29 protein-coding genes and 1 pseudogene are annotated in these 25492 nt (G+C 66.3%); 10 read left to right on the top strand and 20 right to left on the bottom strand.

From position 1 onward, the window contains the following. Nucleotides 1-21 precede the first annotated feature (21 nt). Nucleotides 22-1446 (top strand): ABC transporter permease, encoded by a 1425-nt coding sequence (locus tag ABC271_RS00740; RefSeq protein ID WP_337192264.1) that lies wholly within the window; start codon nt 22-24, stop codon nt 1444-1446. After that, on the top strand, nt 1443-2492 hold the full coding sequence (locus ABC271_RS00745; RefSeq protein WP_160897529.1) for an ABC transporter ATP-binding protein: 1050 nt from the start codon (nt 1443-1445) through the stop codon (nt 2490-2492). The genes ABC271_RS00740 and ABC271_RS00745 overlap by 4 nt, the downstream gene beginning before the upstream one ends. A 13-nt stretch (nt 2493-2505) precedes the next feature. Here ABC271_RS00745 and ABC271_RS00750 read toward each other — a convergent pair whose 3' ends face one another. From ABC271_RS00750 to ABC271_RS00760, 3 genes are all read right to left on the bottom strand, one after another. Continuing rightward, nucleotides 2506-5061: a bifunctional lysylphosphatidylglycerol flippase/synthetase MprF gene (locus tag ABC271_RS00750; RefSeq protein WP_412923043.1), complete on the bottom strand. Its 2556-nt coding sequence runs from the start codon at nt 5059-5061 to the stop codon at nt 2506-2508. Between the two features lie 259 nt (nt 5062-5320). Then, a complete protein-coding gene (locus ABC271_RS00755; RefSeq protein ID WP_160897590.1) occupies nt 5321-6010 on the bottom strand; it encodes a DedA family protein in 690 nt (229 codons plus the stop codon). Continuing rightward, nucleotides 6007-7251 (bottom strand): COG4705 family protein, encoded by a 1245-nt coding sequence (locus ABC271_RS00760; protein ID WP_237488857.1) that lies wholly within the window; start codon nt 7249-7251, stop codon nt 6007-6009. The genes ABC271_RS00755 and ABC271_RS00760 overlap by 4 nt, the downstream gene beginning before the upstream one ends. A 90-nt stretch (nt 7252-7341) precedes the next feature. Between ABC271_RS00760 and ABC271_RS00765 the strand changes: the two genes are divergently transcribed. After that, on the top strand, nt 7342-8091 hold the full coding sequence (locus ABC271_RS00765) for an ABC transporter permease (protein WP_412923044.1): 750 nt from the start codon (nt 7342-7344) through the stop codon (nt 8089-8091). Between the two features lie 12 nt (nt 8092-8103). On the opposite strand, the gene ABC271_RS00770 is transcribed toward ABC271_RS00765, so the two are convergent. The 3 genes from ABC271_RS00770 to ABC271_RS00780 are packed head-to-tail and all read right to left on the bottom strand — an operon-like array spanning nt 8104 to nt 10509. Beyond that, nucleotides 8104-9108 (bottom strand): ATP-binding protein, encoded by a 1005-nt coding sequence (locus ABC271_RS00770; RefSeq protein WP_160897588.1) that lies wholly within the window; start codon nt 9106-9108, stop codon nt 8104-8106. Further along, nucleotides 9105-9779, bottom strand: coding sequence for a response regulator transcription factor (locus tag ABC271_RS00775; protein ID WP_160897587.1), 675 nt, complete (start codon nt 9777-9779; stop codon nt 9105-9107). Before ABC271_RS00775 ends, ABC271_RS00770 begins: the two co-directional genes overlap by 4 nt. 52 nt (nt 9780-9831) lie before the next feature. Beyond that, on the bottom strand, nt 9832-10509 hold the full coding sequence (locus ABC271_RS00780) for a phosphatase PAP2 family protein (RefSeq protein WP_160897586.1): 678 nt from the start codon (nt 10507-10509) through the stop codon (nt 9832-9834). Between the two features lie 152 nt (nt 10510-10661). Between ABC271_RS00780 and ABC271_RS00785 the strand changes: the two genes are divergently transcribed. Next, nucleotides 10662-10949: a hypothetical protein gene (locus tag ABC271_RS00785; RefSeq protein ID WP_160897585.1), complete on the top strand. Its 288-nt coding sequence runs from the start codon at nt 10662-10664 to the stop codon at nt 10947-10949. A gap of 204 nt (nt 10950-11153) precedes the next feature. On the opposite strand, the gene ABC271_RS00790 is transcribed toward ABC271_RS00785, so the two are convergent. The 5 genes from ABC271_RS00790 to ABC271_RS00810 all read right to left on the bottom strand — a co-directional run bounded on the left by ABC271_RS00790 (nt 11154) and on the right by ABC271_RS00810 (nt 15862). Further along, a complete protein-coding gene (locus ABC271_RS00790; protein WP_160897584.1) occupies nt 11154-11333 on the bottom strand; it encodes a glycerate kinase in 180 nt (59 codons plus the stop codon). Nucleotides 11334-11457: 124 nt separating this feature from the next. Next, a protein-coding gene (locus tag ABC271_RS00795) for an IS3 family transposase (protein WP_412923045.1) occupies nt 11458-12695 on the bottom strand; the annotation gives its coding sequence in 2 pieces (ribosomal slippage) (nt 11458-12416 and nt 12416-12695; 1239 coding nt in all). An 80-nt stretch (nt 12696-12775) separates the two neighbouring features. Then, a complete protein-coding gene (locus ABC271_RS00800) occupies nt 12776-13810 on the bottom strand; it encodes a hypothetical protein (RefSeq protein ID WP_160897583.1) in 1035 nt (344 codons plus the stop codon). Between the two features lie 10 nt (nt 13811-13820). Next, entirely contained in the window at nt 13821-15425 is a 1605-nt protein-coding gene (locus ABC271_RS00805; RefSeq protein WP_412923046.1) for a relaxase/mobilization nuclease domain-containing protein, read from the bottom strand. A 38-nt stretch (nt 15426-15463) separates the two neighbouring features. Further along, nucleotides 15464-15862 (bottom strand): plasmid mobilization protein, encoded by a 399-nt coding sequence (locus tag ABC271_RS00810; protein WP_412923047.1) that lies wholly within the window; start codon nt 15860-15862, stop codon nt 15464-15466. A 282-nt stretch (nt 15863-16144) separates the two neighbouring features. Between ABC271_RS00810 and ABC271_RS00815 the strand changes: the two genes are divergently transcribed. Together ABC271_RS00815 and ABC271_RS00820 are read left to right on the top strand one after the other, a co-directional pair. Beyond that, nucleotides 16145-16468 (top strand): hypothetical protein, encoded by a 324-nt coding sequence (locus ABC271_RS00815; RefSeq protein WP_160897580.1) that lies wholly within the window; start codon nt 16145-16147, stop codon nt 16466-16468. Next, a complete protein-coding gene (locus ABC271_RS00820; protein WP_160897579.1) occupies nt 16465-16890 on the top strand; it encodes a P-loop NTPase family protein in 426 nt (141 codons plus the stop codon). Before ABC271_RS00815 ends, ABC271_RS00820 begins: the two co-directional genes overlap by 4 nt. Nucleotides 16891-17147: 257 nt before the next feature. Here ABC271_RS00820 and ABC271_RS00825 read toward each other — a convergent pair whose 3' ends face one another. The 5 genes from ABC271_RS00825 to ABC271_RS00845 all read right to left on the bottom strand — a co-directional run bounded on the left by ABC271_RS00825 (nt 17148) and on the right by ABC271_RS00845 (nt 20536). Further along, complete coding sequence (locus ABC271_RS00825) at nt 17148-18362, bottom strand: hypothetical protein (protein WP_160897578.1); 1215 nt, start codon at nt 18360-18362, stop codon at nt 17148-17150. A gap of 248 nt (nt 18363-18610) precedes the next feature. Further along, on the bottom strand, nt 18611-18868 hold the full coding sequence (locus tag ABC271_RS00830) for a hypothetical protein (RefSeq protein ID WP_160897597.1): 258 nt from the start codon (nt 18866-18868) through the stop codon (nt 18611-18613). 82 nt (nt 18869-18950) lie between these two features. Next, entirely contained in the window at nt 18951-19547 is a 597-nt protein-coding gene (locus ABC271_RS00835; RefSeq protein ID WP_160897577.1) for a recombinase family protein, read from the bottom strand. Continuing rightward, a complete protein-coding gene (locus ABC271_RS00840) occupies nt 19544-19864 on the bottom strand; it encodes a hypothetical protein (protein WP_160897576.1) in 321 nt (106 codons plus the stop codon). Before ABC271_RS00840 ends, ABC271_RS00835 begins: the two co-directional genes overlap by 4 nt. Nucleotides 19865-20146: 282 nt before the next feature. After that, nucleotides 20147-20536, bottom strand: a complete 390-nt coding sequence (locus ABC271_RS00845; RefSeq protein WP_108320786.1) for a heavy metal-responsive transcriptional regulator — start codon at nt 20534-20536, stop codon at nt 20147-20149. Between the two features lie 7 nt (nt 20537-20543). On the opposite strand from ABC271_RS00845, the pseudogene ABC271_RS00850 reads away from it, so the two are divergent. After that, nucleotides 20544-20678 (top strand): annotated as a pseudogene (locus ABC271_RS00850) (ATP-binding protein); the annotation flags it as partial. 314 nt (nt 20679-20992) lie between these two features. Here ABC271_RS00850 and ABC271_RS00855 read toward each other — a convergent pair. The 3 genes from ABC271_RS00855 to ABC271_RS00865 all read right to left on the bottom strand — a co-directional run bounded on the left by ABC271_RS00855 (nt 20993) and on the right by ABC271_RS00865 (nt 22918). Then, nucleotides 20993-21325, bottom strand: a complete 333-nt coding sequence (locus ABC271_RS00855) for a DUF7882 family protein (RefSeq protein WP_108319511.1) — start codon at nt 21323-21325, stop codon at nt 20993-20995. 466 nt (nt 21326-21791) lie between these two features. After that, entirely contained in the window at nt 21792-22388 is a 597-nt protein-coding gene (locus ABC271_RS00860; RefSeq protein ID WP_108319513.1) for an Asp23/Gls24 family protein, read from the bottom strand. Beyond that, the gene (locus tag ABC271_RS00865; protein ID WP_237488854.1) at nt 22385-22918 is read right to left on the bottom strand and encodes an RNA polymerase sigma factor; all 534 of its coding nucleotides are present in this window, start codon (nt 22916-22918) and stop codon (nt 22385-22387) included. Before ABC271_RS00865 ends, ABC271_RS00860 begins: the two co-directional genes overlap by 4 nt. A 203-nt stretch (nt 22919-23121) precedes the next feature. On the opposite strand from ABC271_RS00865, the gene ABC271_RS00870 reads away from it, so the two are divergent. Genes ABC271_RS00870 through ABC271_RS00880 form a run of 3 tightly spaced genes read left to right on the top strand, consistent with a single transcriptional unit; the run spans nt 23122 to nt 23923 of the window. Next, nucleotides 23122-23442 carry a hypothetical protein gene (locus ABC271_RS00870; RefSeq protein WP_108320231.1) on the top strand — a complete coding sequence of 107 codons (321 nt, stop codon included), beginning with the start codon at nt 23122-23124 and terminating at the stop codon, nt 23440-23442. 53 nt (nt 23443-23495) lie between these two features. After that, the gene (locus ABC271_RS00875) at nt 23496-23711 is read left to right on the top strand and encodes a hypothetical protein (protein ID WP_237488855.1); all 216 of its coding nucleotides are present in this window, start codon (nt 23496-23498) and stop codon (nt 23709-23711) included. 53 nt (nt 23712-23764) lie between these two features. Then, on the top strand, nt 23765-23923 hold the full coding sequence (locus ABC271_RS00880; protein ID WP_160897572.1) for a hypothetical protein: 159 nt from the start codon (nt 23765-23767) through the stop codon (nt 23921-23923). A gap of 31 nt (nt 23924-23954) precedes the next feature. On the opposite strand, the gene ABC271_RS00885 is transcribed toward ABC271_RS00880, so the two are convergent. Then, a complete protein-coding gene (locus ABC271_RS00885; protein ID WP_202401086.1) occupies nt 23955-25085 on the bottom strand; it encodes a YihY/virulence factor BrkB family protein in 1131 nt (376 codons plus the stop codon). Nucleotides 25086-25492 lie beyond the last annotated feature (407 nt).

Consider the following 25492-nt stretch of genomic DNA (forward strand, 5'->3'; position numbering starts at 1 on the left):
GCGTTCGTCGGCTGGTTTGTGGTGTCCACGGGGCCTGACGCGCTCGGACAGATCCTCATACGCCCACGCATCGGCGAGCTCCTCACCAACACCATCCTCCTCATCCTCCTTGCCGTACCGCTGTGCGTGAGTGTCGGAGTAGGCGGCGCCTGGCTCGTGGAGCGAACGACCCTCCCGTTGCGTGGCGCGTGGTCGGTCCTGCAGGTTGTTCCGCTGGCCATCCCCGCGTTCGTCGTCAGCTACGCGTGGGCGAGCACCGTGCCCGCCTTCGGGGGCCTAGCCGGCGGAATTCTCATCTCGGTCCTCGCATACAGCGGCCTGGTGTACCTCCCCGCTCTGGCGACGTTGCGTCGGCTCGACCCCGCCCTGGAGGATGTGGCGCGCTCCCTCGGACACTCGAACGCTCGCGTGTTCTGGACGGTGGTGATCCCGCAACTGCGGTACGCCATCAGCGGAGGAGCTCTGCTGGTCGGGCTGCATCTGCTCGCCGAGTACGGAGCATTCGCGCAAATCCGCTTCGAAACGTTTACTACCGCCATCGTCGTGCAGTACAGCTCCGCTTTCGCCGGCCCTGTCGCCAACGCCATGGGCGTGGTCGTGGCGATCTTCGCTCTGCTCATGCTGACCACCGATTCCCTCGCCCGTGGCCGAGCGGAGTTCGCGCGAACCGGATCCGGGGCCCCCCTCCCCGCGCAACGCATCGTCCTCACGCCACTGGCCCGTGGGCTGTCCACTGTGGCGCTGGTGCTGTACGCGGCCTTGTCCACGGCCGTTCCGACAGCGACGACCGGTCGATGGCTGCTCGGGGGGCCGTGGTGGGAGCAACGCTGGCTCGGCGACGCCCTCATCACCACCGTGCTCCTGGCCGCGTCCGGCGCGGCGGTCACCTCGATGGTGGGATTGGCTCTGGCCTGGGTAAGTGTGCGCTACCCCGGGCGGGCGACTCGGGTGATTGAAGGCGCGAACTTCGTCGCGTCCAGCTTCCCGTCGATCATCGTGGCTCTGGCACTGGTGACGGTCACCCTGCGTGTTCTCCCCGTGGCGTACCAGACGGTGTTCACCGTACTGGCGGCGTACCTCATCCTGTTTCTCCCGCGGGCGGTGGTGAGCATCCGAAGCGGTCTGGCTCAAGCCCCACTCATCCGCGAGGAGGCCTCGCGGACCTTGGGGCAGAGTCCCCTGCGAACCCTGCTGAGGGTGACGGGGCCGACCATCCTGCCCTCTGTGCTGGCTGGCGCTGCCCTCGCCGGTATCGGAATAGCGAGCGAACTGACCGCCACCCTGCTACTCGCGCCGAACGGAACGCGGACCCTGGCGACCGAGTTCTGGTCCGCCAGCAGTTCCGTGCAGTATGTCGACGCGGCCCCGTACGCGGTGGTGCTCAGCGTCATCAGCATCCCCGCCGTCGCCCTGATGTATCACCAAGCCCGAAAGCGCACCGCATGAGAATCGACGTCACGAACCTCTCGTACACCATCGGAGCGCAGACGATACTCGACGGCGTCACTCTGAGCATCGACGACGGCTCTCGAGCGGCCATCGTGGGTCCCTCCGGGAGCGGCAAGAGCAGCCTGATCCGTGTCATCGCGGGCCTCGCATCCCCGTCCGGCGGCACCGTGTCGCTGGGCGGGCGCATTGTGTCCGGGGCACAGAGCGTTCCGGCACACCGCCGAGGGGTGGCGTACGTGCCGCAAGACGGCGCGCTTTTCCCGCACCTGAATGCAGCGGCCAACATCACCTTCGGGCTGCCGCGCGCGCGGCGCCACACCGCACAGGAGTGGGCGGAGATCGTGTCGCTGGACCCGCTGCTTCTCACGCGTTACCCACACGAACTGTCGGGGGGCCAGCAGCAGCGCGTCGCTCTCGCCCGCGCACTGGCGGTGAAAGCGCGTGCCATCGTTCTCGACGAACCTTTCAGCGCGCTCGATACGGGCCTGCGGGCGGAAGCACGTCGCAACGTGGTGGAGGCACTTGACCGGGTGGGGGCGACCGCCATTCTCGTCACCCACGACCAGGAGGAAGCGCTAAGCTTCGGCGACCGGCTCGGCGTGCTGGAGAAGGGCTCGTTGACGCAGTTCGGCCCGCCGCTTGAGCTCTTCGACTACCCCCGAACCGCACGCGTCGCTGCGATGCTGGGGGCGATGGTGCGCCTTCCCGCTACCACGGACGGTTCAACCGCCATGACCGCCTTCGGCTCCGTGTCACTCCGGCACGCGCCCGGAACCCCCGCGTCCGCGCCCGGGCAGGTGTCCCTCCTCCTCCGCGAAGGGCAATTGGTCCTCGGCCGCGGCACCCCAAATGCTCTCGTCACTCACGTCGAGGGTGAAGGGCAGTGGGACCGGGTCACGCTCCTGCCCGACCGTGGGGACGATGCCGCTGTGACAGCGCGCCTGTTGCGGCGCCCTGGCAGCGTTCTGGTTGCCGGTAGCGAGGTGTGCATCGGCATCGACGGTACGGGCTACATCCAGCCCGCCGACCAGGACGCGTTGTGATCCTCAGCACCGGTCAGGTTGATGTGGGCGGCTTTCGCAGCGTCCCCACCATGCGTACGGCTGCCGTGAGCGTCAGGTTCGGAAGGTAGCTGCGCGCGATAGCGACGGCGGCGGCGGGAAGGATGGCCGCGTCCGGGTAAAGGAGCCAGAGGGGATCGAACCGGGGCTGGAACTTGCGTTTGAAGCTCAGCAGCGACCGGAAGCCATAGCCGGGCTCAATGAGCTCACCCAACCGAGCGAGCAGGCGTTCAAGCACAGCACTGTCCCCGTGGTCGTGGGGAACGGAAGCAAGAGGTGACCCGGACAAGCTCATACGCTTCAAACCCTGCTCCTTCATCCGGGTTGCGACAGAGCCGATGACGAACTCCATCACCCCGTTCATGGCATCCGAGCGTCGACGCATGAAATCGAGGGTGTACCCGTCCACTACCCCGTCCTGCCCGTAGAGCGGGAGCCAGCTGGTGACGGCCTGAATGCGTCCCTGAACGTCGATGGCGAGCATGATGCGGACGTCGGGATCCGTGAGCTCGTCCGCACCACCGAGAGTGAACTCCATCTCCGGCAGGCTCTTCTCAGCCACCCATGCTTCCGAGATGTCGCGGATCTGCGCGTGCTCAGCGAACGCCAGTTCCGGCCAGCTCGTCCACCTGGCCGTGAGGTTCTCCCGCGCCGCGCGGTTCGTTGCGGTGCGGATGTCTTGGCGACGTTTGCCGGACAGGCTCCACTCGGCGGGAACGAGCGTTGCTTCTTCCGCGACGGGGAGACGCTGCCACCCCAGTTGCGCAAACGCCGGCGCCTCAGGGTCCGTCACGCTGTAAAAGACAGGGGTCCACCCGTGGGCACCACAAAACTCCACGAACTCTGTCACCACCGCTGGCTCCGAAGCATCGGGGCCGAACGCTCCACCCAAGGTCACAGCAATGGAACCTCGGACACGGAACGCGAAACCCGCGTCCCGGTCGGGGGCAAACCAGTAGGTGTTCCCGGGCCAGGTCGCCATGAACGACAAACTGTCACCTCCACCACGCTGGAGGAGCGAGCGAGCGCGTCCCCGGTCGACGGCGCCGTCCACCGCGCCGGGGGCGAGGACGAACAAGGCTGTCCCCACCGATGCGCACACCCACAACCACAGCGACGGCAGATACCAGCTGGCCTGCGCCCATCCTGACACCGGCACGAAGTTCAAACCGTCGGAGGGGAGAAGGGTGGGAGGTAGCAGGCGCAAAGGGAGGTTACCGAGGATCTCCCCCACCGAGGTCGACGGCATGAACCCGTATGGATCCACCAAAGCCCCGGCCCCGCCGATCAGCAACGCCCCGCCGACGCCCACCCCAAGGGTGAGGGTGAACCGGCGGCGAGCGGCTTTCGTCGAGCGGGCCGGGGCCTCCCGACAGAACACCACCAGGATGACGGCGGTCACCAACGGAACCACAGCGGCGACGACACTGCCGACGAGGGTCTGCCAGACATACTCCTGAGCTTCCACGTCCTGGATGAGGGCGACGGCTGCGACCGTCTCCGGCTGCACGACGATGAAGAGGAACGCCATACCGACGGAGAACACGCCGTTCAACGCGACGGCCATCCACAGCGCCGCTCGACGCCCTCGGAAGATCCCCCACGCGGCCAGCGCGCCCATAAGCGCGGGCAAGACAGCGACGACGCCCGCCGCGGGATGAAGCTGCTCAATGACACGGAACGCCCTAGGGCACGCGGCGCCCAAGGACCCGAAGGCGCAGACGCGCCCGTCGGCCATGACGACTGGATCATGGGAGAGGAAACCGTAGACGGAGAGCAGCCCGGCACCGGAGCCGATCATGGTGGCCAGTACGGGCCCGATAGCTGTCACGAGAGTCACCGCGGCCAGGAGAACACGCTTCTCATGGTGCGTGCTGCGGACCAGGCGGAACGCTCGACGACGCCCGCCGAGAAGAAGGCCAACGACCATCCCCACCGGCACCGCCGTGAGGGAGAAGAGATCGTTCGAGCTTCCGGAATAGAGGAAGGCTGTGATGGCGCCCGTGGCAACGAACAGCCGAACACGACGACGCCAGAGTGCGCTCGCGAAGGAGCTGGCAGCCATTGCCGTGCAGATAAGCGCGACGACCGGTGTCACGGTGCTCACCGTCGGGGCATTCAAGGGAAGGAAGTCGAGAAACTGCTCCTCGAGGTATCCGATACCCAGGCCTGCTGCGGTGGAGAGCACCCCGCCACCGGAGTAGCTGAGCAACGTGCGAAAGCTGCCCATGGTGTGCTCAGCGAACCCCAACACCACGACGGCGAGCGGGATCACCGCGAAGAGAAGCAAGGGGTCTGCAACCGCGAACAGGGACAGCAGGGTGCTGAGCCACTGGTCACCCTCCGTCGCGACAGACTCGCCCAGGATGTGCGGCGTGATCCCGAGCTGCGGAATGACGCTGCTCGCAGCAGTGAGTACCGCGATGACCGCGGTCAGCGCGATAGTTGCGGGGTGGCGCCGCACCCACGTTCGAAGGCGTACTGGCCAGGGCTTGTACCCGGGCTGCGTGTCCGATTGTGCGGACGCGGGCGTCTTGAGGTTCACGCTCATGTCTGTACCTGCTCCGAGGTCGGGTGCTGCGAGCTGTGACATCCGTCGGCGGCACAGTCAGGTCGTAAAGGATGTCGCTACCGACCCATTGGGAGGGAAAGTGTGCCTTCACCTACGCGGAGATCTCCCCGCCCCGGCTCCCGAAGAACCAGTGCACCTGTGTCAACGTGTCCTGCTCGTCGAACACAGGCACCACCACCTCGAGCACAAGCCGGTCGTGTGGGTTTCATAACGGCCATCCATTCCGCGTGTCAGGGGCTTACCCGGCGTCGTCGCCGGCCACACGCCGTCGAGCTGCGGAACGGCGGAGCTGTCGGATGACGAGGTAGACCACCACGCCCCCGATCGCGGCGTAAACGAGGTAGCTGAGCAGGTTGGAGTATCGCTCGACGAGGTCGTATTGGGTCCCGAGCAGCACTCCACCGCCAATGAGAAGCGCATTCCAGATGGCGCTCCCGGCGACTGTGAGTAGCGAGAACCGCCAGAAGTTCATCCGCTCAGCGCCAGCAGGGAGGGAGATCAGACTGCGCACTCCGGGGATGAGGCGCCCGAAGAACACCGCGCTGCGGCTGTGACGTGAGAACCACGACGCGGCGCGTTCGAAGTCGGAACGATCGACCAAAGGGAGCCGTGACAGCCATCGAATGGAGCGTTCGAGGCCAGCCCAGGCTCCGAGGGCATAAAGGACAACGGCGCCGAGGTACGCGCCCAGCGTGCTGGTGAGCACCAGCAACCCGAAGTTCATGCCATTGTCGTGGGTGAGGAAGCCCGCCAATGGGAGTATGAGTTCACTCGGGATGGGCGGGAACACCGTCTCGAGGAAAGTGAACACTCCAACCCCCCATTCCCCGATGCCGTACATCAGGTTCACTCCGAACCCAACGATGCCGGTGAAGTTGTGCGGGTCGGCGCCCGCAGCGGCGGCAGCCATAACCGTGGCGGTACTCATGACTTCAGGGTCTCCAGGAGGGTGGTGAGCGAGTCGGTCTGCAGGGTCGGGTCGGGAGATGAGGCGCGCACGGCGCGCAGCGCCTTGTCGATCTGGCCATCGAGGACAGCCCAGCCGGTGCCGTTCAACGGCTCCAGCGTCGGTTGGTCTTGGTCCCACGCGGTTTCGAGATCGGTGATGCGAGTGGCGGCCTCAGCGGTGTTACCCGCCTGAACGAGGGTCAGAGTGTCCTGCACGATGGTGCGGTATGAGCTGATGTTTGCCGGTGGGAAGTTCGTCGTTGCCGATTCCCCGGGGGCCAGAGTCACGGTCGCCGCGGGCGCCTCCTCGCTGGCGGCGGCGGTGCCGTGGGGCTGAGCGTTCGCCCAGACCAGAACCCCCGCAGCGACAACAGCGACAGCGGCGAAGTAGCCGAGCATCGCGCGCTGGCGGGTAGGGGTGGTGGGGCGCTTGGTGGTGGGCCGTGCCTTCTCGACGGTGTCCACGCGCGTGACGCTCAGATAGATGACGGTGGCGAGAATGGCGGTCAGGAAGATGATGCTCGTCAGACCGACGCCGAGGCCGAGACCCCCATCCGTGGTGGGGAATCCCATCCAGTCGCCGAGGTTGGCGCCGAGCGGACGGGTGAGGATGTACGCCAGCCAGAACGACAGGACGGCGTTAGCGCCCAGGCGCCACCCGAGGACGACCGCGAGGATCAGCCCGGCGGGCAGGAGCACCGACACCCCGGGGCTCCACCCGGTCAGTTCAAGGATCCAGTCCCCGGAGGCGGTGCCCAGGGCGAAGGTGACCAGGATGGCCAGCCAGTAGAACAGCTCTCGTCGGGTGGTGGTGATGCTGTGGATGGACAGGGTCCGCTGGCTGCGCCACCACACTCCAAATACCGCGGCGAGGACGACAGTGAACACGGTGGTGCTGGCGGCGAGGGGGATGCCGAGGTCGTCGGTGAGGATGTCGGTGTACAGGGTGCCGGCGACGCTGACGACAACGACGGTGGACCAGTACACGAAGGGCACGTAGCGGCGAAGGATGAGTTGCCACGCGAGCACACCCACCAGCACCGCGGTGAAGATGATCGCCGTCACCTCCAGCCCGACACCCAACGTCAGGTTGATCCAGTCGGCGAAGCTCTCCCCCACCGTCGTACAGAGGATCTTGATCACCCAGAACCACACGGTGATTTCGGGCACCTTACTGAACATGTTGCGCCGAGCGAGGGCCAGCGGCTGAGTCGATGTCATCACCCGAGCACGCTACGAAGGTGGCTCTAAGATGCGGCTCAGAATGGGGGCGGACCGGGAGCGAGATGAGGGGGTCGCTAACCTTCGGGGGTGACTGACTTCGGGTTGCTCGTTCGTACCGCCGTGAGCGTGGTGTTGCTCGGCGGTGTGGCGGTAGTCGTCCTGCGGGCCGCGGGCGTTCGACCGTGGTGGGGTCCCGCCCCGGCGCTGCTACGCGCCGGCCTGCAACTGACCGCCCTGAGCCTGGTATTGGCGGGCGTCATTACCGACCCGTGGTGGGTTGCAGCGGCGCTGATGGTGATGTTCGTCGCCGCGGTGACCGTGTCCGCCCGTCGCGCCGGGGTGCGCTTGGTGGACGCCTGTCGAACGGCTGTCGCCATGGGGGCGGGAGTAAGCCTGGCGGGGGTGGTGGTGTTCTCTTCCGGGGCGGTGGAGCTCACCCCGCGGTACGCCCTCGCGGTCGGAGCGATGGTGGTGGGCAATGCCATGACCGTGGCGACGTTGGCGGGGCGGCAGTTCGCCCAGGCTCGCCTGGACCGGTGGTCGGAGGTGGAGGCGTGGCTCGCGCTCGGTGCGACGCCGCGACGCGCCGTCCGGGATGTCGCGCGCATTGCGGTGCATGACGCGCTCATCCCCGCAGTCGATCAGACTCGAACGACCGGCCTCGTCGTTTTGCCGGGAGCGTTCATGGGCGCGATCTTCGGAGGGCTGTCGCCGATTGAGGCCGGACGATTCCAGCTGGTGGTTCTGGCGGCGATCCTCGCGTCGGGGACGATCACGGCGGTGCTGACGGTTCGGCTCACTTCGCGGGTGGCAGTGCGACCGGGCGCGGTGCGCTGACGATGCGTGCCGTCATCGCCTGCCGCTGAACAGCGGCACCCGGAGAGTCATCGTGGTCCCCGCGGAGGAGGTGGCTGACACCTGAGCGGTGCCGCCGTACCGGGCGACAGTGTCCTGGACAAGGGAGAGGCCGATACCAAACCCGGTACGGCTTGAGCCGCCGCCATCCACCGCATCCGCGGACCGAGCGAACCGGTCGAAGATGCGACTGGGCGCGATCCCCTGAATGCCGGGGCCTTCATCGACGACGTCGATGACGGCATGAGCCCCCTCTCTGCGGGCGGTCACGACGACCTTCGCGCCGACGGGTGAATGCTTGACGGCGTTATCCAACAAGGCGACAACACTGCGCTGCAAGCTGGCCGCGGGCATGGCGACCGTGAGGTCATCGTCAGGTGGACGACTGACAAGGTGCACGTCGCGTTCGCGGGCCAGGATCGACATCGACGAGACAGCAGTGTCGGTAATCCCGGCGAGGGAGGCGGGCGTTGTCACGGACCCGGTGGGCACCTCGACGGCGTCCAGCAGATCAGACACAACCCCGATGACGGAGCGGGAGTCGTCTCGCAGCTCGGCGACGACCTGACGGTGGGGGTCCGCGTCCGCCAATCCCCGCTGCAGCACCTGAATGCGTGCGTCAAGGATTGCCAAGGGGGTGCGCAGCTCGTGCGATGCGTCGGCGACAAACTGGCGCTGACGGCGCAGCGCGTCGACGAGAGGGCGGACTGCTCGGCGGGTGACCAGCCACCCAAGGACCCCCGCTGATGCGATAGCGCACACGCCGATCACCGCGCCGCCCAAGATGATGTCCAAACCCTCGATGTCCACGACGGTCTCGTGGCGCTGAGGGCTGAGCAGATCCCCGAGGGGGATCTGGGTGAAAACGACAGAGAACGCCGCAATCAGTACCGCCAGTACGAGCACGGACACGGCCAGGGTGATGGTGAGCGCAACGCGCAGGGCTGTCGCCCGGATGAGCTGAGCGTCAGCGTCGGAGGGACGTCGCCGCTTGCTCACATCAGCCCCAGACGATAGCCGCGCCCGCGGACGGTTTGCACGATACCGGGATCGGTCTTCTTGCGGAGGTAGTGCACGTAGGTGTCCACCGTTCCGGGAGTGTCGTCTTTCGAGAACACCGCGCGGAGGATGTCGTCGCGCGAGAAGGTTCGCTGAGGGTTGACGGCGAACAGCTTCAGCAACGCGCTCTCCCGGTCCGTGAGAATGGTGCGGCCATCGTATGGCGAGTACACCGCGCGCGAGTCCGGATAAAACTCCCACTCACCGATCCGCACGAACGGCCCCTCCCCGTTGCCGACGCGGCGGATGGCGCGGAGGCGAGCGAACAGCTCGTCGAACTCGAACGGTTTCACAAGGTAGTCGTTCGCACCGGCGTCGAGCCCGCGGACCTTGTCCTGGACGGTGCCGAGCGCGGTGAGGATGAGCATCGGAACGCTCGCACCCGCTCGACGAAGCGTCTCCACGATGGTGAGCCCGTCCACGGTGGGAAGTCGACGGTCGACGATCATCACGTCGAAGGCGTGCGCACCCGCGATGTCCAACGCGTCGCCCCCGTCAGGGGTGAGGGTGACGTCGTAGACCTCGTCGAGAACCTTGGCCATCAGCGGCCCCAGTTGCGCGTCGTCTTCAACGAGGAGGAGCCGGGGGCGATCCGTTGTCGGGGTAGTCATCGTCGTCCTCCTCGTGGCCGCGGTGTCCGGGTTTCGCAGGCAGGTTGTGCGGTCATTGCCGCACCGCCTCAAGGGTGCGCGAGCGTTGCGAGAGCCATGGGACGCGTTGGCACACTTCGTAGATTGCCAGGGATCCGGCGGAAACGAGGATGATCGACGCCGTCACATCAAACGGGTAGTGCGCGCCCAGATACATACGCGACCACGCGGTCACCACGACGAACACGGCGCCGAGGATGCTCAAGGTGACCTGCGTACGGCCCGCCGTGCTCAGCACCACCCACGTCGCAAGGGCCGCGGCGAAGGCGGTGTGCCCGCTCGGGTAGCTGAATGTCACCGGATCCACGCCCGTCGGGAACGGCAGCGCTGTGCTGCTCGGTCGTGGCCGCTGAACGATGATCTTCACCAGATCCACCAACCCCCACGGGACGCTGATCTGAACGAGGGCGCGGACCACCGCGGGGAACGACCGCGTGGCGATTGCGACAATCGCCAGTGCCACAGCGAGGACGATGACCGCCCCCGTCGGCCCCAATCCCACATTGACAGCGTGGGCGACGACGTCGAAGAACCCGGAGTGGACGCCATTGACGCCGGCGACAACGGTCAGCTCCGTCGCAGTCCATCTCGCCGACCCGCGGGCAAGGAATCCCACGCCAACGACGAGCGCGAAGATCCCGGCTAAAGAACACAGGGCCAAGACAAGTGGTCGCCGGGAAGGTTTCATCATCCGAGTACCCTCACCCTGCCGTTCTAAGAAACCACTCAGACTCTGCGAAGAACCGCTCGTCGGGTACCGCCGAGACTTTCTTCGCGGTTTCTTACAACGCTGTAGGGACTCTGTTCTTGCGTCCCCGTCGGGGTCGCAGAAAGGAACGCATCATGAACACGCTCAAACGCAAGTGGTTGGGTGTCGGAACGCTCGTCCTGCTCAGTGTCGGAGGAGTCGCCGCGATGGCGGTGCCTGCGTCCGCCAGTGTCGTTTCGGTGTCAACCCCGGCCCCCGCGGCCACCGATCCGGGCGTCGAGGACGGCACCAACGACGGCGAGACCGCCGACGATCAGGTCGGGGAGATCCCCGGTCAGGAGACCGCCGACGACCAGGGTGTCGAGGACGGAACGAACGACGGCGAGACCGCCGACGACGCAACGGCCACGCCCACTCCGTGACCACAAGCCCGCACGTGTGGGTGGCTGAGACCCCCTCGGTCACCCACGCCTGTCATTTGCCTATTGTCTAAATCGACGACGGCGAGACCAGTACCGTCAAGGGTAGCGTGAAGCGGGTTGCTGACCTGCGACCTGCAACTCTTCGCTGGGTGATGCAGGGGCGGTTTTTGTTGAACAGGCGAGGTCGGCGAGGCCCAGCACGGCTCAACAGTCGTCTAGCAGGGAAGATGCTAGAACGCGGCCGACAACGAGTCCAGTCCGAACGTGCAAGGCGTGTGCCAGATTCTCCACAACGAGCGGTGCCTTCCCCGCGGCGGTCCGCCTATTGAATGGCCCCTTGCCTGTGACCACGAAGTCGGCGTGAGGGGTGTTTGCTGTCAACATTGCTGTAGCTTCTGGCACGATGTAGCGCCCCAGGCGAGTGACGCGCGTCGGGGCGTGGGAAACTCGTTGGAACTTCCGCACTGCCGTTCCGGGCACGCGGATTGAATCGGCCTGACTTTCGTTCCTATCGGGAGCCTTGTCCGGCAAGTGCCGGCTGGGCTGATTCGAGGTCAGCGTAGTACGCGGTCTCGACCTCGAGTGGGGTGCGCATGTCGAGCTCGCCGTGGAGGCGCTGGTTGTTCCACCACCACACGTATTCGAGGGTTGCCAGCTCGACCTGCTCGACGGTCCTCCACGGGCCCCGCTGACGGATCAGCTCGGTCTTGTAGAGACCGTTCACGGCCTCGGCGAGGGCGTTGTCGAACGAGTCACCGACGGTGCCGGTCGAGGGTTTCGCTCCGAGTTCCTCGATGCGATCCGTGTAGACCACGGCGAGATAATTCGACCCGTGATCGGCGTGATGGACCAGCCCGTCGAGCCGGCCACCGGCGCTCCACGCGGCCATGTCCAGCGCGCGCAACGGCAGAATGTCGGAGCGGAGGGTGGATGCGACGTTCCAGCCCACGATGCGACGCGAGTACACATCGGTGACGAACGCCACGTAAGCGAACCCGGACCACGTCGCGACATAGGTCACGTCGGCGACCCAGAGGCGGCGCGGACCGGGGGCGGTGAACCGCCGCTGCACGAGGTCCTTCGGCTTCTCCGCCGTCGGGTCGGACTTCGTCGTGAACACCCGCTTCGACCGCTTCACGCCCTCCACCCCGGCGAGGCGCATCAGTCGTTCGGTCTGATCCCGACCGACCTCCCAGCCTTGCCGGCGCATCAGGGCGTGCATCTTCCGGCGCCCGTAGACGCCGTAATTCTCCGCGTGCAGCCGCGCGACCTCCGGCACCATCAGCTCGTCCTTCAGCTGCCGCGCCGACGGCTCACGACCAACTGCGGCGCGATAACCGCGGGAGGTGAGGAACCCCTGAACTGCGGGCCTGAGGACCCGGCAGATGAGCTCGACCCCGAAACGATCACGATGTTCATTGATGAACCGGATCATCTCGGTCAAGGGCGGTCGAGCTCCTTCGCGAAAAACACGCTCGCGGCCTTGAGGATCTCATTGGCCTTGCGCAACTCGGCGTTCTCCTTCTGCAGCCGCTTGATCTCCGCCGCCGCGTCCGTAGTCAGCCCGGGCTTCACGCCGGCGTCCACCTCGTACCGGCGTTGCCACAGCCGCAGAGTTTCCGGGCTCATCCCCAGCAGCCCGGCCACATGCCGCACGGCACTCATCATCGTCGGGTGCGACGGCCGCGTCTCCGCGAGCATCCGCAGCGCCCGCTCACGCATCTCCGGCGAATACTTCCTGTTCATCGAGTTCCATCCTTGCTTGAAGAACGGAACGAAAGTCAGGCCGATTCATTCTCTTCCTACTTTCGCTCTTTCGCTCGCCCCTAACGGCTACGCTCGCCGCGCCAAGCCGAACGATCGGCCCCGCGGCCACGGTTTGTCTTGGACACGTTCACACGTCCTACCTGCGCGGCAGCTTCACTCGCCGGTCGCCCTTGTGCGATGTCTGCGCGCATGCGCACGTCGATGGTTTCTTGCGGGATGCCGTGCGATGCCAGCTCGTTCGCCGTTGCTTCGCGGCGTGCGGCGCTGTCGTACTGCAACTGCCCCTCGCTGCGTTCTGCGGTGGCGCGGACCTGGTCCGCGCCCACAGTCGCGGCCGCGGCGTTCTCCCGGCCCTGGTCGACGTCGCGGTGCAGCTGCGCTTGCGAGCGGGCGTCGGAGGCCAACTCCATCAGCTGCGCGGGGCTCTGCTCGGATGTGCCGCCCTGTGTGGCGAGAAGTTCGTATTCACGCGCTTGCAGCTCGAGGCGGGCGGCCTCATCGACTCGGGATGAGTCGGCCGAGCGTTCGCCGTTCTCGCCGGCACCCGCGCCCGCGTCTGAGCCGAGCTGCGCGGCCGCCGCGCGTGCGTCGAGGCGGTCGGCCTCCTGCACCGCCAACGTTGCTTGAGTGAACTCGCCGACCGCGGTGGTGCGCTCACCGCGGGCCGCGAGGTCGCGGTCAAGCTCAACCTGGGCGAGCGCTGCGCGAACGGCCTGCGGGTCGGCGCCGAGGTTGTCGACGTCGACGCCGTAACGGTCCTTCACCTCACGGGCGATGGTGTCGGCCGCGGCCTGCGCGCGCGGGTCGAACTGCCTCCACTGCTGCGCCGTCTCGTGCATGCCGGCGATCTGCGCAATGTCTGCACGGTCCCACCATTCGGGGCGTTCCACGACCATCAGGCGGGCGCCGGCAACGTCCCGCTCACCCGCGAACCGGGCTTGCAGCTGACGCTGTTCCTGCTCACTCTGACGCTGCGCGTTGCGGGCAAGTTCCTCCCTGGCGCGGGCGATCTTGTCGGCAAGCTGCGCAGCGACGGCGAGGCCGACACGAAGAGCCTGACCTACTTCGTCTTCGACGCTGGCGTCATCACTCATAGTGGCCCCTCTATCTCTCGGCTGCGTCGCGGTCGCCCGCGCCTGTCGTGCGTGGTGCCGGCTGAGCGAGCTCGGGCTGCGCGGTCGGGGTGAGCTTGGTCGGCAACGGGCCTCCGCGACCCGCTGCGAGGTCGGCGCGCTGCTTCACCGCGCGCTCTTCCGGCGTGAGCGAGGCGAGACCGTTCTCCGCGATCTGCGCCGCGTATCCGTCGCGCACGGCGCGGAGGTTGTTCTTCACGGTGGCGGCGAGCTCGCTCGCTCGGCGGGCGTCGCCGGATGCCTGCACGGCGCGGAAGATCGACACGGTGGTCTGCGACAACTGGCGCAGCAACAGCGCCTCGGCGGCGGCGTTCTTGCCCTTGCTCGCCTGCGCCAGGATCAGCGCTGTGGTGTTCACCATCGACGGCATCGCCACCGGTCGACGCCGGCTCTGCGAGGGCCGCAACTGCGCCGATCGCGCGAGTGTGCGGGAGGTGCGCGCGAGCGGCCCGGGCACCGGCTCCAACCGGCGCGACCATGCCGCGTACGCGCCCGACGTCTCCCGGGCGACGTGCGCCCAGGCGGCGTGGTCGTCGGGGTCGATCGTGGCGATGTATTCATGCAGCCGCGTCATGTCTTCGGCGTACATCGTGAAAAACTCGGGGTTCATTTCGGACTCTTCACGACCCGGACGCGCGGGCACATACCGGTCGGGATTCTTGCGCGTCGCGCGCCATTCCTCGACAGCCGCGGAAGCATTCTCGGGGGTGTCCGGCCAGCCCTTACGAAGCTCCGGCAAAGTGAGATCCCGCGCCAGACGAAGGCCACTGTGCCACACCGGCTGTGCGCCCTTCGCAGGTCTCAGCGCGACGGAGTAACCCGTCACGACGTCGTTGCGTCCCGTCTCGAAACGGGGGCGGATGAGCACACCTTCGCGGCGCATCCGACGCACGAATTCGCCCTCGTCCATCGACGCCGACGCCGCGGCCCGCACGGTGCGCTCGAGCCGGGTGGAGTCGACCTCGGCGGCGCCGCGGCGCTGCGCCGATTCGCGCGCGGCGCGGCTCTCCTGCCGCTGCGGCATGTCCTGTTCCCGCTCGGCGCGCAGAGGCCGCAGCTCGAACTCGTTCTCCAGCTCGCGGACGATCTTCATGGCCCGGTGGAAGTCGTTGTGCGTGGAAGCCTTGGTGCCGTCTTCGCGCACGAGCGAGACGGCGATGTGCACGTGGTCGTTGCCGTGCTCGGAGAGCCCGTGACGAACGGCCACCCAGCGGCACGCGGCCTTGCCGCTGACCTCCGTGAAACCCATGCGGTCCATGAACTCCTGAGCGATCTGGCCCCACTTGTCATCCGACAGCTGACCCTCGTCGGCAGCGATCGACAAGGAGCAGTGCCACACGCTCGCGTCGACGCGCTCTTTCAACGTCTCGCCCGTGTCCGGGTCGACCCGCGTCACCTGGCGCGTCACGTCGACGCCGAACTCCCGGCGCGGCGCATCCAGGCTCGCCGCAATCTCCAACGCCGCGGCCTTGTCGAGCGAGTCATAGCCGTACATCGCCATGACGGCAGAGTCGCCGGCCACAAGATGCTGCTCGGTGTGCTCGTTCGACTTGCCCGGGCCGACGAGATAGGTCATCAGGCCGCTCATCCGCGCACCGCGAGTCACCTTGGCAATCATGCGCGGTTCACCGCGGCCAACGCCTTCTCAATCTCGCGGGCAAGCGCGCGGTACTGCACCAGCACGCCCTCCGCTTCCGCGACGAACCGACGTTCGGTGTTCGCGTAGCGGGCGATCTGATTGACATTGTTCGCCACGCTCGACATTTCCCGCTGCAACTTGAACAGCATCGCCACGGCGGCCTTGCGATCCGCGGCCGTCACAACGTTCGCGTCGATCGCCGTCTCGAACAGCAGCCGCGGCACGCTCACGCTGCGAACCTCAGCTCGAGCACGCAGCTGCGCATCTTCCTCGGCGTTGACAGAGAGGACGTAACGCTTGTCCCGGCGGCCACCGCTGGCGTTCGCGCGGCGCTTACGACCGAACAGCTGACGCTTCTCGTTCGACTCCGACACGAGAACCACCACCCCTCTCCCGCCCAGCGCAGCGAACCCGCCCCCACAGGCGGGGACCATACGGCCAAGTATGCCCGAGCCGGCCGCGCAGCGGAAGGGCCGAAAGCAAGTTATAGCACATAAGTTTATTGCTTGCTCCCCTCCCGGGGTGTGTAGCACCGCCTCCGGCTGGGTGCGGAACTGGACGCGGCCCGCGACCCGCAGCTGACGCGCGAAGCCGCCGCGTTGCTACTAGCCTAGGCATGACTAGCGGTGGTGTCACCGCCCGGCTAATCTGGCGTCATGACTGACGCGAACCGAAACCCTGACGACGCGGCCGCGGCCGCGCGGCGCCTCCTCGAATCGACTGTGGATCGGCGTGTGGAGGCCGTGCGCTCGATCGTGAGCGCAGCGAACGACACCGACGCCGCACGCGCCGCCCTCAGCGAAGCGCAGAGCCGACACGCGAAGGCGTGGGGCGATGCCCTCGCGTCCGGGTGGTCGGAGAAGGAACTGCGCGCCACCGGCGCCCCGCGTCCTGATGCGGCGCGCGTGAAGCCGCCGCGCGGGCGTCGCTCCTCGACCACCGCGGACGCGCCGGCCGACTCGGCAGAGGTGTACGCGTGACGACGGACACGGACTCGCAGCTGCACACGCAACTGCGGGCGTGGGCGGAGGGTTCCAACCCTCTCGCTGCGGCTGTCGAACTTCTCATCCACGGCGGCCTCGCGTACACCGGTGCGCCGTGGCTGAGAACTGACCACGGTTGGGACACGAGCGCGGTCGACTTCGACCGCCTCGGCTATGAACTCGGCGCGCTCAGCGGAGGCGAACAACGCCTTGCACGCATCGCGTCATCGCTCGGCCAGGGAGTCCCGGTCGACCTTCGCGAAGACATCGCAGGACTCGACCTCGCGCATACCCGATGGGTTATGACAGCGGTCGCTCATGCCGCCGGCTTCACGGAGCCGGGGAAGACAATCGAAGAGGTCGACGGGATGCCGACGTTCGTGTCGTATCCGGCCCTCGCGACATGGGAGGGCGACTAACCTGATCGTCAGCGACGACCCCCCTCGTCGCCCCCGGAAGCCCCCGCTCGAGCACCTGTGCTCGCGGGGGTTTTTTCGTGCTCGGGCGGGGTGCGCCGGCTGCGGTCCGGCCGTCCATCCGACGCTTCACTTTGGCCTCCGTCGAACACCCGTCAAGAGCGCTGCGCGTCCCTTCGGGATGCCCCTCCGGGGCACTCCTGACGAGTGCCCGCCTCCGGCGTCGCGCCGCTTATCGGATGGATGGCCTCAGAGCATGCTCAGCCACGAGAACGCAACTGCGCGGTCCGCTCGGCAAGCTCCCGGCGGGCATCGGCGGCGGCGCGCTTGCGTGCCGCCTCGCGTTCCCGCGCCGTCCGTTCGTACTCGCGCTGATCGGCCTTCATCTGCGCGATGACACGATCCACCTCGTCGTGGTCGATGCTCGCCAAGCGAGCAGCTTCCGCGGCGCGTTCCGCGGCGCGACGCTCCTGGTCGGCGGCGCGCTGCGCCGCCGCATCGCGGCGAGCCTGGTCGAACTGCGAGTGCTCGGTGACGACGTGCCGGATCACCCAGCCGTAAAAGCCCAGAGCGCCCCGGCTGGTGAATGTCTCGGGCACCCGACGACCGTCCCGCGTGAGCCAGGCGTTCATGGCAAACATCAGTCCCTCGACGCTCCATTCCGACACGTCGATGCCGCTGCGCTCGAGCATCCCGATGACGTGCCCGACGTGCTTACCGCGGGCGAGCCACGGGATGCGCTGCGCCAGTGCAGCGGCGAAGCGTTGAAGTTCGATGGGTTTCGGGGACGTCAGTCGAACGATCGAGTCGCTGCGCGTGATACTCCGTCGTCCTGGCTGCCGCGAAGCGGCTTTCGAGCGCGGTTCACCGCGCGTTGATGAGTTCTTTTGAACGGGAGCTGTAGGTGGAGCCGAGCGCCTACGGGGTAGGTGGACATTCTCCACAGATCGCTCGATTGCGCCGGCACCTGAGATACGCGGGGGCACCGGCGCCGGCGTCTCGCGGAGGGGCCGCTGAGCAGAGCTCCGAGGCATCACGAGCGCCCTCGTGGAAGCCATGCGCAGCTGACGGCCACCGTGCTTGAGCTGCGCCGCGATGCGCTCGCTCCCGTACAAGTATCGTCCCTCGATGACGACCGCTGAGAGGCCCAGCAGCAGCAGGATCTCTCGCGCCCGCTGCACGGTCCTCTTGCACATGCCGAGGCGGTCAGCGACGGTCTGATGCGCCGTCGTGACACCGCGCCCGGTGCCGACGTCGGCCGAGCGCATGTCCTCCTGTGCAACGCGCAGCAGCGTGTGGGGCGCGACCTTCACGGCCGCGCGCACGCGCTCCCCCTCGGGCGTTGCCAGGGCATCCATCACCGCGTCGAACCATGCGCCGGCCGACGACCAGCACGGCAGCGGCGCGTAGGCGCCGGGTGCCGGCTCCGGGCTCCAAGAACCCGACCGGGATTTGTTCGGCCGCGACGCGGCCACCTTTGGCGTCTCGGGTGCAAGCTCGACAGACTTCTCCCCCGAAAAAAGGGAGCGTCGGGAGTACACGGAGACGAACTCCGCTGTTACGATGTGGTCATTCCTTCCGGGTAGGTTCCGGTGGGTACACCGAAGGCCCGGCTGGTAACCGGTCTTGGGTGGGACTGCTTCACATCTCTGAGTCGCCAAACTTCAGGGAGATGGGAAGCCAATGCTTCTAGGCCCGTCGCGAAAGCGGCGGGCCTAATGCGTTAGGTGCTGGTGATGAGCAACCCCTCCTCGTCGGCGGGCATGGCAAGCTCGTCGTCGCGCGGCAGGGGCTCCCACCAAACGGGCACGCCCTGATCTGTGAGCTCCAGGTGCTTGTCCATGAGCTGAACCAGCACAGCGGCAGAGACACCCATGTTGCTCGCGATCGCTTTGAGCCTGTCGCGGACGTTTCGCTCGACCTCCCAGCCGAGGGCGACCGGATCGTGCCGTGTACCTCGTGGGAGTCGGTGTGCCGTCATGTTGCCCATAGTGGCCTAGGCCTAGGCGTTAACGCGTGCGCCTCGCGGCGTGTCGCGCGCACTTACCTACGCATGGCTAGAGTCAGGACTTCGCGCCGGCCTCGTCGTCGTGACGACGGAGGTCGGCGTAGGCGCGTGAGACGGTCGTCCTGTCGACTTGGAGCACAGTCGCGATGTGGGCGAAACTCGCGCGATCCTCGTCGCGCATCCGGCGCAGCTCGGACAGCTGCGCGGCGTTCAACTTCGAGGGTCGACCGATTGCCTTCCCCTGTGCTCGAGCGTGATCCATCCCGCGCTGGGTGTTCTCGCGGATGGTGTCTACGCGCAGCTCTGCGAACACGGCCACGATGCCGAACAGGGCCCGACCCATCGGCGTGGTGGTGTCGATCTGCGGTTCGGTGAGGCTGCGAATGTCGATGCCGCGTTCGCGGAGGTCGTTGAGGGTGTCGAGGATGATCCGTTCGCTGCCGCCGAGACGATCGAGGCGACGTACCAAGAGCGTGTCCCCCTCGCGTAGATAGTCGAGGCAGGCGACCCACTGCGGGCGCGCAGTGATCCGGCTGGACTCGCCGTGATCCACGAACACTCGCGCGGCGCCGGCCGCGCGCAGCTCGGCCTCCTGCGCAGCGGGGTTCTGCTCGCGGCGGGAGACGCGGGCGTACCCGACGACGTTCGTCACCGCGCGTCCCGCGAAGGCCGGCGGCCGCGCGCTCGGAGCGCGACGACGAGAGGCGCGATCCCGACGAAGAGCATGAGGACGATGATGAGCACTCCGCCCCATCCAGGCAGAGAGCCGGCGATCACACTCTGCCCCGAAAAGATCAACGCCACGGCGCCCGAGAAGAACGTCACGACAGGCAAGCCGTAGGGAACGCGCCCGGGCGATGGTGCACTGCCGGAGCGCGCCAACCACCGGACGACGAATGCGACGCCAACACAGAGGTAGACGACGCCGACCGCCACCGTCGCGACGCCGATCCACTGATCGGTGCTCATGCAAACTCCCCTCGAGCGGCGATGGTTCGCCAGCGCCCGAATGACTCGTGCATAAGGGTCAGATTGAGTTTCGCACGGATTTGGGTTTCGCACGGGGGTTTTGCACGCCGCCGATCCGCCAAATTCCGCCACCTGTGACTGATGACGCTCTTTGGCGGTGTTCTTGCAGTGCTGTTTGGCGGCGGTCATCCGATGTCGCGGTGATGGTCTCGAGTCCGTCCTCTCCGCCCGGGGATCACCGGAGACGACTCATAGTTCTCAGACCTCTCGATCGGGGCGCTGCTATAGGTAGCGGCAGACCTGGTCGGTGCTGCAGGTGTCGGGCTCGACGTGGTCTGCCTGGTCGCGTAGCGCGGCGAGGGTGTCGCGGAGGTCGTGGAGCTGTGCGAGTTGCTGGTCGATGTCAGCGAGGCGTGTGTCGAGCAGGTCGCGAACATGGTTGCAGGGGGCTTGGCCGTGGTCGCGGATGTCGAGGATCTGCCGGATTTGGGCCAGGGTGAGTCCGGCTGCTTGACCGCGGTGGATGAAGTTGATACGGGCAAGCGCCGCAGTCGTGTAGTCGCGGTAGCCGCTGGGTGTGCGCTCGGTCGCGGGTAGGAGTCCCTGGTCTTCGTAGAACCGCAGCGTCTTTGCGGTCGTCTCGGCCGCCTCAGCGAGTTCACCGATCCGCATTATAGACGCCGCCGCAATGCTCGACCGGCTCCTTCACCGATCCGTCGTCGTAACCCTCGACGGCGCCTCCTACCGGCTCCGCCACCACACCACCGCAGCGGACGAACTCCGTCGCGTCACGACCGGCACAAACCTGCGCTAGCGTTACCCCGCGACCTGGGGAACCTCGATTAGCAACTCTGGGGAGATTCGCTGAGCACCGTCACTAGCTCGAAGATTCCTCCACGAGCTGACATGCGCGCTGTTGCAGGTAGTCACAGAGGTGCGCCGCCAACAACAACTCTTCAGCGAGATCACGAAGGCCGTGACCGTCCAGCTCGGTGAGTACTGGCTGCGCACGCTACCCATAGGCCGCCAGCGCAGCGGACGCTAACCGTGCCAGCAGTGCAAAACCGATCGGTTTCGCTCCAATACGGTTGTCGAAGGACATGTAGTCGCGCCTGCCGGGGCTGGCCTTCACCGAGCTGCGGCGTGTGCTTGCTGAGCGGGGGCGGGTTCGGTCCAGTGGTCGAGGTCGATTATGAGGCCGCTGGTGCTGTTTGCTTGGGCGGCGAGTTGCTGGAGGTATGCGCCTACGAGGGGTGTTGCTTCGGGTGTGGTGTAGGTGAAGCGGAGGGGGATGTTGGGGTTCATCCAGATTGTGATGCGAGGTTCGGGGTTGGCACGTTGGGTCAGGGTGAGGGTGAAGTTCTCGCCGCGGCGGAGCTTGGTCGCGGCGATGACTTGGATGTAGTGCAGGAGGCGATCGTCGATGATGGCGTCGCTGTTGCTGTAGTAAAGGTTTCCCATGGGCCCTATCAGTCGGATGGTGGGCGCGCGCAGGGAGTGACGGGCCTGTCGCACGAGACGGCGGTGCCGCTCACATATGAAGAGCACGACAGGGCCTGCTCCGTCACAAAAATGTTCGGACCCCGGGCGGAGGGTGTTCCTCAGATGGTGATGCTCGCGATTTGCACCGTGATGCGTGCGGATTTGTCGGGGTGTGCGGATCGCAGATGATCAGCGATGTCGCGGGCAATAGTGGGGGCGGGGCTGCTGTGGGTGGCGACTCGGGCCGATATGGTCGTGCGCTCGTTCGTGGTGCGTAGATTCACGATGGGCTCTGGGGCTGGTGAGGTGCCGAGGGTGGCAGCGATCGCTCGTGCGATTCGTGTTGGTGTGGGCGCTGAGGGGTACACGGCGGTAACTCCCGGAACGCTGAGGACGAGGGTGGTCAGGTCCTCCGGCTGCGGAGAGGGGGTGGGTTGTTCGCTACTCATCTGGCGTCGTCTCCTGCAGCCGCGTCGTGGATGTTTTCGACAGTGATGTTGAGGGCGTCGATGTGCAGCTCGGTGTGTTCGTGAAGGACCTTCATTACCTGTTCGCGGAGCTGGGTGAGCAGTGGTGGCATCGGCGTGTGTGTGGCGATGCTGACGGTGATGTTGACATGTACGGGGGCGTGTGGTGTGTCGGCTTCACCGGTGATTCGACATGCTCCGACCAGGATGCCGGGGATGGTGTCGCTGACGTCACGGATGAGGGCACGTACGGCTCCTTCGGTGATGCTGAGGCTCACCAAGGGGTCGGGGTGGTGCAGGGGGAGGTCGCGTCCGGCCCGAAGCTCGGCGCCGATGTTGTTGATGATGTCGTTCAGCCAGGACGGGGGAGGAGCAGGCACGGTATCGGCGTCGTGTGCGATCAGATCGCGGGAGAGGTGGGAGACACGCTCGAGAGCGCGCAGCGCGTTGACGCACTCCGGGCACTCCTCGATGGCGGGGTCGTAGGGGGTGCGGTCGTGGGCGAGGTAGGTGCTGAGCTCGTCGAGGGTTTTGCCGCAGTCCAGGACGGTGCGGTCGGAGTTGGTGTCGGTCATCGCCATCCCTCCATTCGGACTGTGATGTTCACTCGTGCTCGTGCGAGTTTGCCGCGTGCTTGGCCGGTGGTGACCCCCATTGCATCGGCAATGTCTTGGTAGCTCAGTCCCGCCACTTCGCGAAGGAGCCAGCATTGCCGCTGATCCTCGGGCAAGGCGTCCAACGCTTTGGAGAGTTCGCGCAGTTGCGCGTTGCGTATTGTCGTCTCCTCCGGGTCGTGTCCGGTGGCTGCATGGTCGGCCGGGAAGACTGTTTCCGGGGGGCGTTTTTTGAGGTGGGCGAATGCGCGTCTCGTGGCGATACGCATCATCCATGGCTTGGCTTGGCTCGGGTCACGCAGGGTGGGCAGTTTCTTCCAGGCGACGACGTAGGTGTCTTGGAGGATGTCGTCGGCGTCGGTGTAGCTGCTGACGATGCGAGCGATGTAGGCGCGCATGATGGGTGCGTGTCGGGTGATGAGGGTGCGAAAAGCGGCCACGTCCCCGTCGACTGCTCGCTGGACAAGCAAGTCGTCGGCTGCGGCGGCCAATCCTTGATTGGACGGAGAACCGCTGGTCGTGGTTGGGGGCATGGACTCCGCTTACCTTTTTTGTGACGATCGCACCGTGTCCGCGCTCATGTGTGTGACGGTGCCGCTGCACATGCAGCGAGTGAATTTATACCGTAAGTCGACCGGCTAAGTGCTGCTTGCCCGTCCAAGCCCTCGATCCACTCGTGGAAGGACCACCAGCTGTGACCACCTCCGACAACGACGCTGCTGCGGCGGCGAAAGACCGCTTCGAAGACGCCACCGACGCGCTGCAACACGCCTCCACGAACGGCAGCGACGGCACCGCTCGTTCCGGCAGTCACGTCGCTGACCATGTCTCCGTCGAGATCGACGAGGCGAAACAGCAGGCCGAATCCGCCATCGACACGACCCTGCAGTCTGCAGTGAACGCCGTGGAGGGAGCGCGCGCCACCTACCAGCGGGACCCGAAGAAGGCACTCATCACGGCCGGCGCCGTCGCGATCGGACTCGTGGCCCTCGTCACACTGCTACGCCGCCTCTAACAACTCCAGACCACCTATCGACCTCAGTCACACCCATAACGAAGGAGCAACCCATGTCCACTCCCACCAACGACGACGCGCAGCTGTCCGCCGACGAAGACTCCTACGAAGGCGCAGACGTCGAAGTCTCAACCGAGACCGACACCACCTCCAAGCCCGGCGGGCTCGGTGAAGACGGAACCATTCCGAGCGACCCTAACGGTGTCGCCGCCGGGCACACCGGCACCGCCTCCAACTTCAACCCGGAAGAGGATGAGGACGCGCACTGACTGTACGCTGCGCTGACAGCTCGACGAGCACGGAGAAGTTCGATGTCCCCGGTGTGGGGCCCGTGCTCGTCGAGCTGTGCGCGCATCACTTCACCCTCACGAACGAACGGATGATGCTGCTCGGCACCGTGACCCGCCTCACGGGCCGAGCCGTCGACGTCGTCGACTACGAACGTGTCGCGCAACACCTGCACGACATGGGGGTCATTTGAGGCTGCGCCAACGGGAGCGTCTGAGGGTGTGTTATCGGCGTAGCTGCCACCACTTTCGCCGGGGGTGTGGGCGTGGCGTTGACGGCTTTGGTGGGGAGGGCGCGTCAGGACCGTCGGCTGCTTCTTCGAGCCGGATTTGGCGGCCTTCTTTGACGTCGCTGCGCTCTTTCTCGGCCTGTTTTTTGCTCTTTCGGGTGTCGCGGGCGGGCAGCTGAATGTCTTCTTCGGCGGCGATGCCGCCTTGCAACTGGCGGCCGCGTTCGAGTTCGGCGTCGAACTCGGCGCCGAACAGGAGGGCGAGGTTCGCGATCCACAGCCAGAGCAGGAAGATGATGACCCCGGCGAGCGAGCCGTAGGTGCGGTCGTAGTTGGAGAAGTTGGCGACGTAGATCCCGAAGCCGGCGGTCGCTATAGCGAGGGCAGCGATGGCGATGATGGCGCCGAGGCTGATCCAGCGGAACTTCGGCTGTTTGGCGTTGGGGGTGGCGTAGTACAGCACCGCGACGAGGAACACGATGACGAAGAGCATGACCGGCCATTTCGCGATGTCCCATGCGATTTGCACGCCCTGACCGAGGCCAAGGGCGTTGCCGATAGCGGTAGTGACATCACCCGAGATGACGAGACCGAGCGCGACGAGGACAAGCGCTACCACGGCAATGACGGTGACCAGCAGCTGCATCGGGCGCAGCTTCCAGAAGGGGCGTCCTTCGTCGATTTCGTAGATGCGGTTCATTGCACGGCTGAAAGCGCCCACGTATCCGGATGCTGACCAGAGGGCGAGGGCGATACCGGTGACGAGTGCGATACCGGCGCCTCGAGATGACGCGATCTGCTCGATCGGTTCGCGGAGCGTGTCAGCGGCGTTGGGGGCGACGTCTTGGATGATGCCGATGATGGCGTTGGCGGCGGCGTCGCCTTGGCCAACGACACCCAGTACGGAGAAGATCGCAATCAGCGCCGGAAATAGTGCGAGGACGGCGTAGTACACCAGGCCCGCGGCGGCGTCTGTGCACTGGTCAGCGGAGAATTCCCGCACTGTCTTTCGCAGCACGTACTTCCATGACCGCTTCGTCAGCTCGGTGGGAGAGTCTGGCTTCTCGTCAGCGTCCGGGTGCGGCGCATCCGCGCTGGTCTTATTGCCTGGTTTTTGCTTCAGCATGTCCGTCCCGAGGGTTCAGAGCACACCGCGCGTGTGCGGGCGCATTTCAGTGTCCGACATCAGGTGCCCCCACTGCAGGGGCTTGCCTGCCCACAGGCACCGCGTCCCGTGGGCTCAAGAGTCCTCGAGGTCGGTTCGCGAACGCGCAGCGTCTACGAGCTGATTTGCCTCGCGTCGCGAGTAGCCAGTACGGAGAATCTGGCGGAAATGACGCCGTTGATGCCGGGGTGTAGGGGTCGGCCATAAGCGATAGGGAGGTGTTCCGCCGTGCGGGCGGCCCGAGTTTGGCGGGCTCCCTTTGCCCGAGCATCGGCCTAGCCTCCCTTATTTCCTTGGCGCTTCCATCACGTAGCCGGCGCCGCGAACGGTGCGAATGAGCGGCTCCTGGCCGGCGTTGGTCTTCCTGC

The organism is Microbacterium canaveralium (assembly GCF_047238045.1).
Taxonomy (GTDB): Bacteria; Actinomycetota; Actinomycetes; order Actinomycetales; family Microbacteriaceae; genus Microbacterium.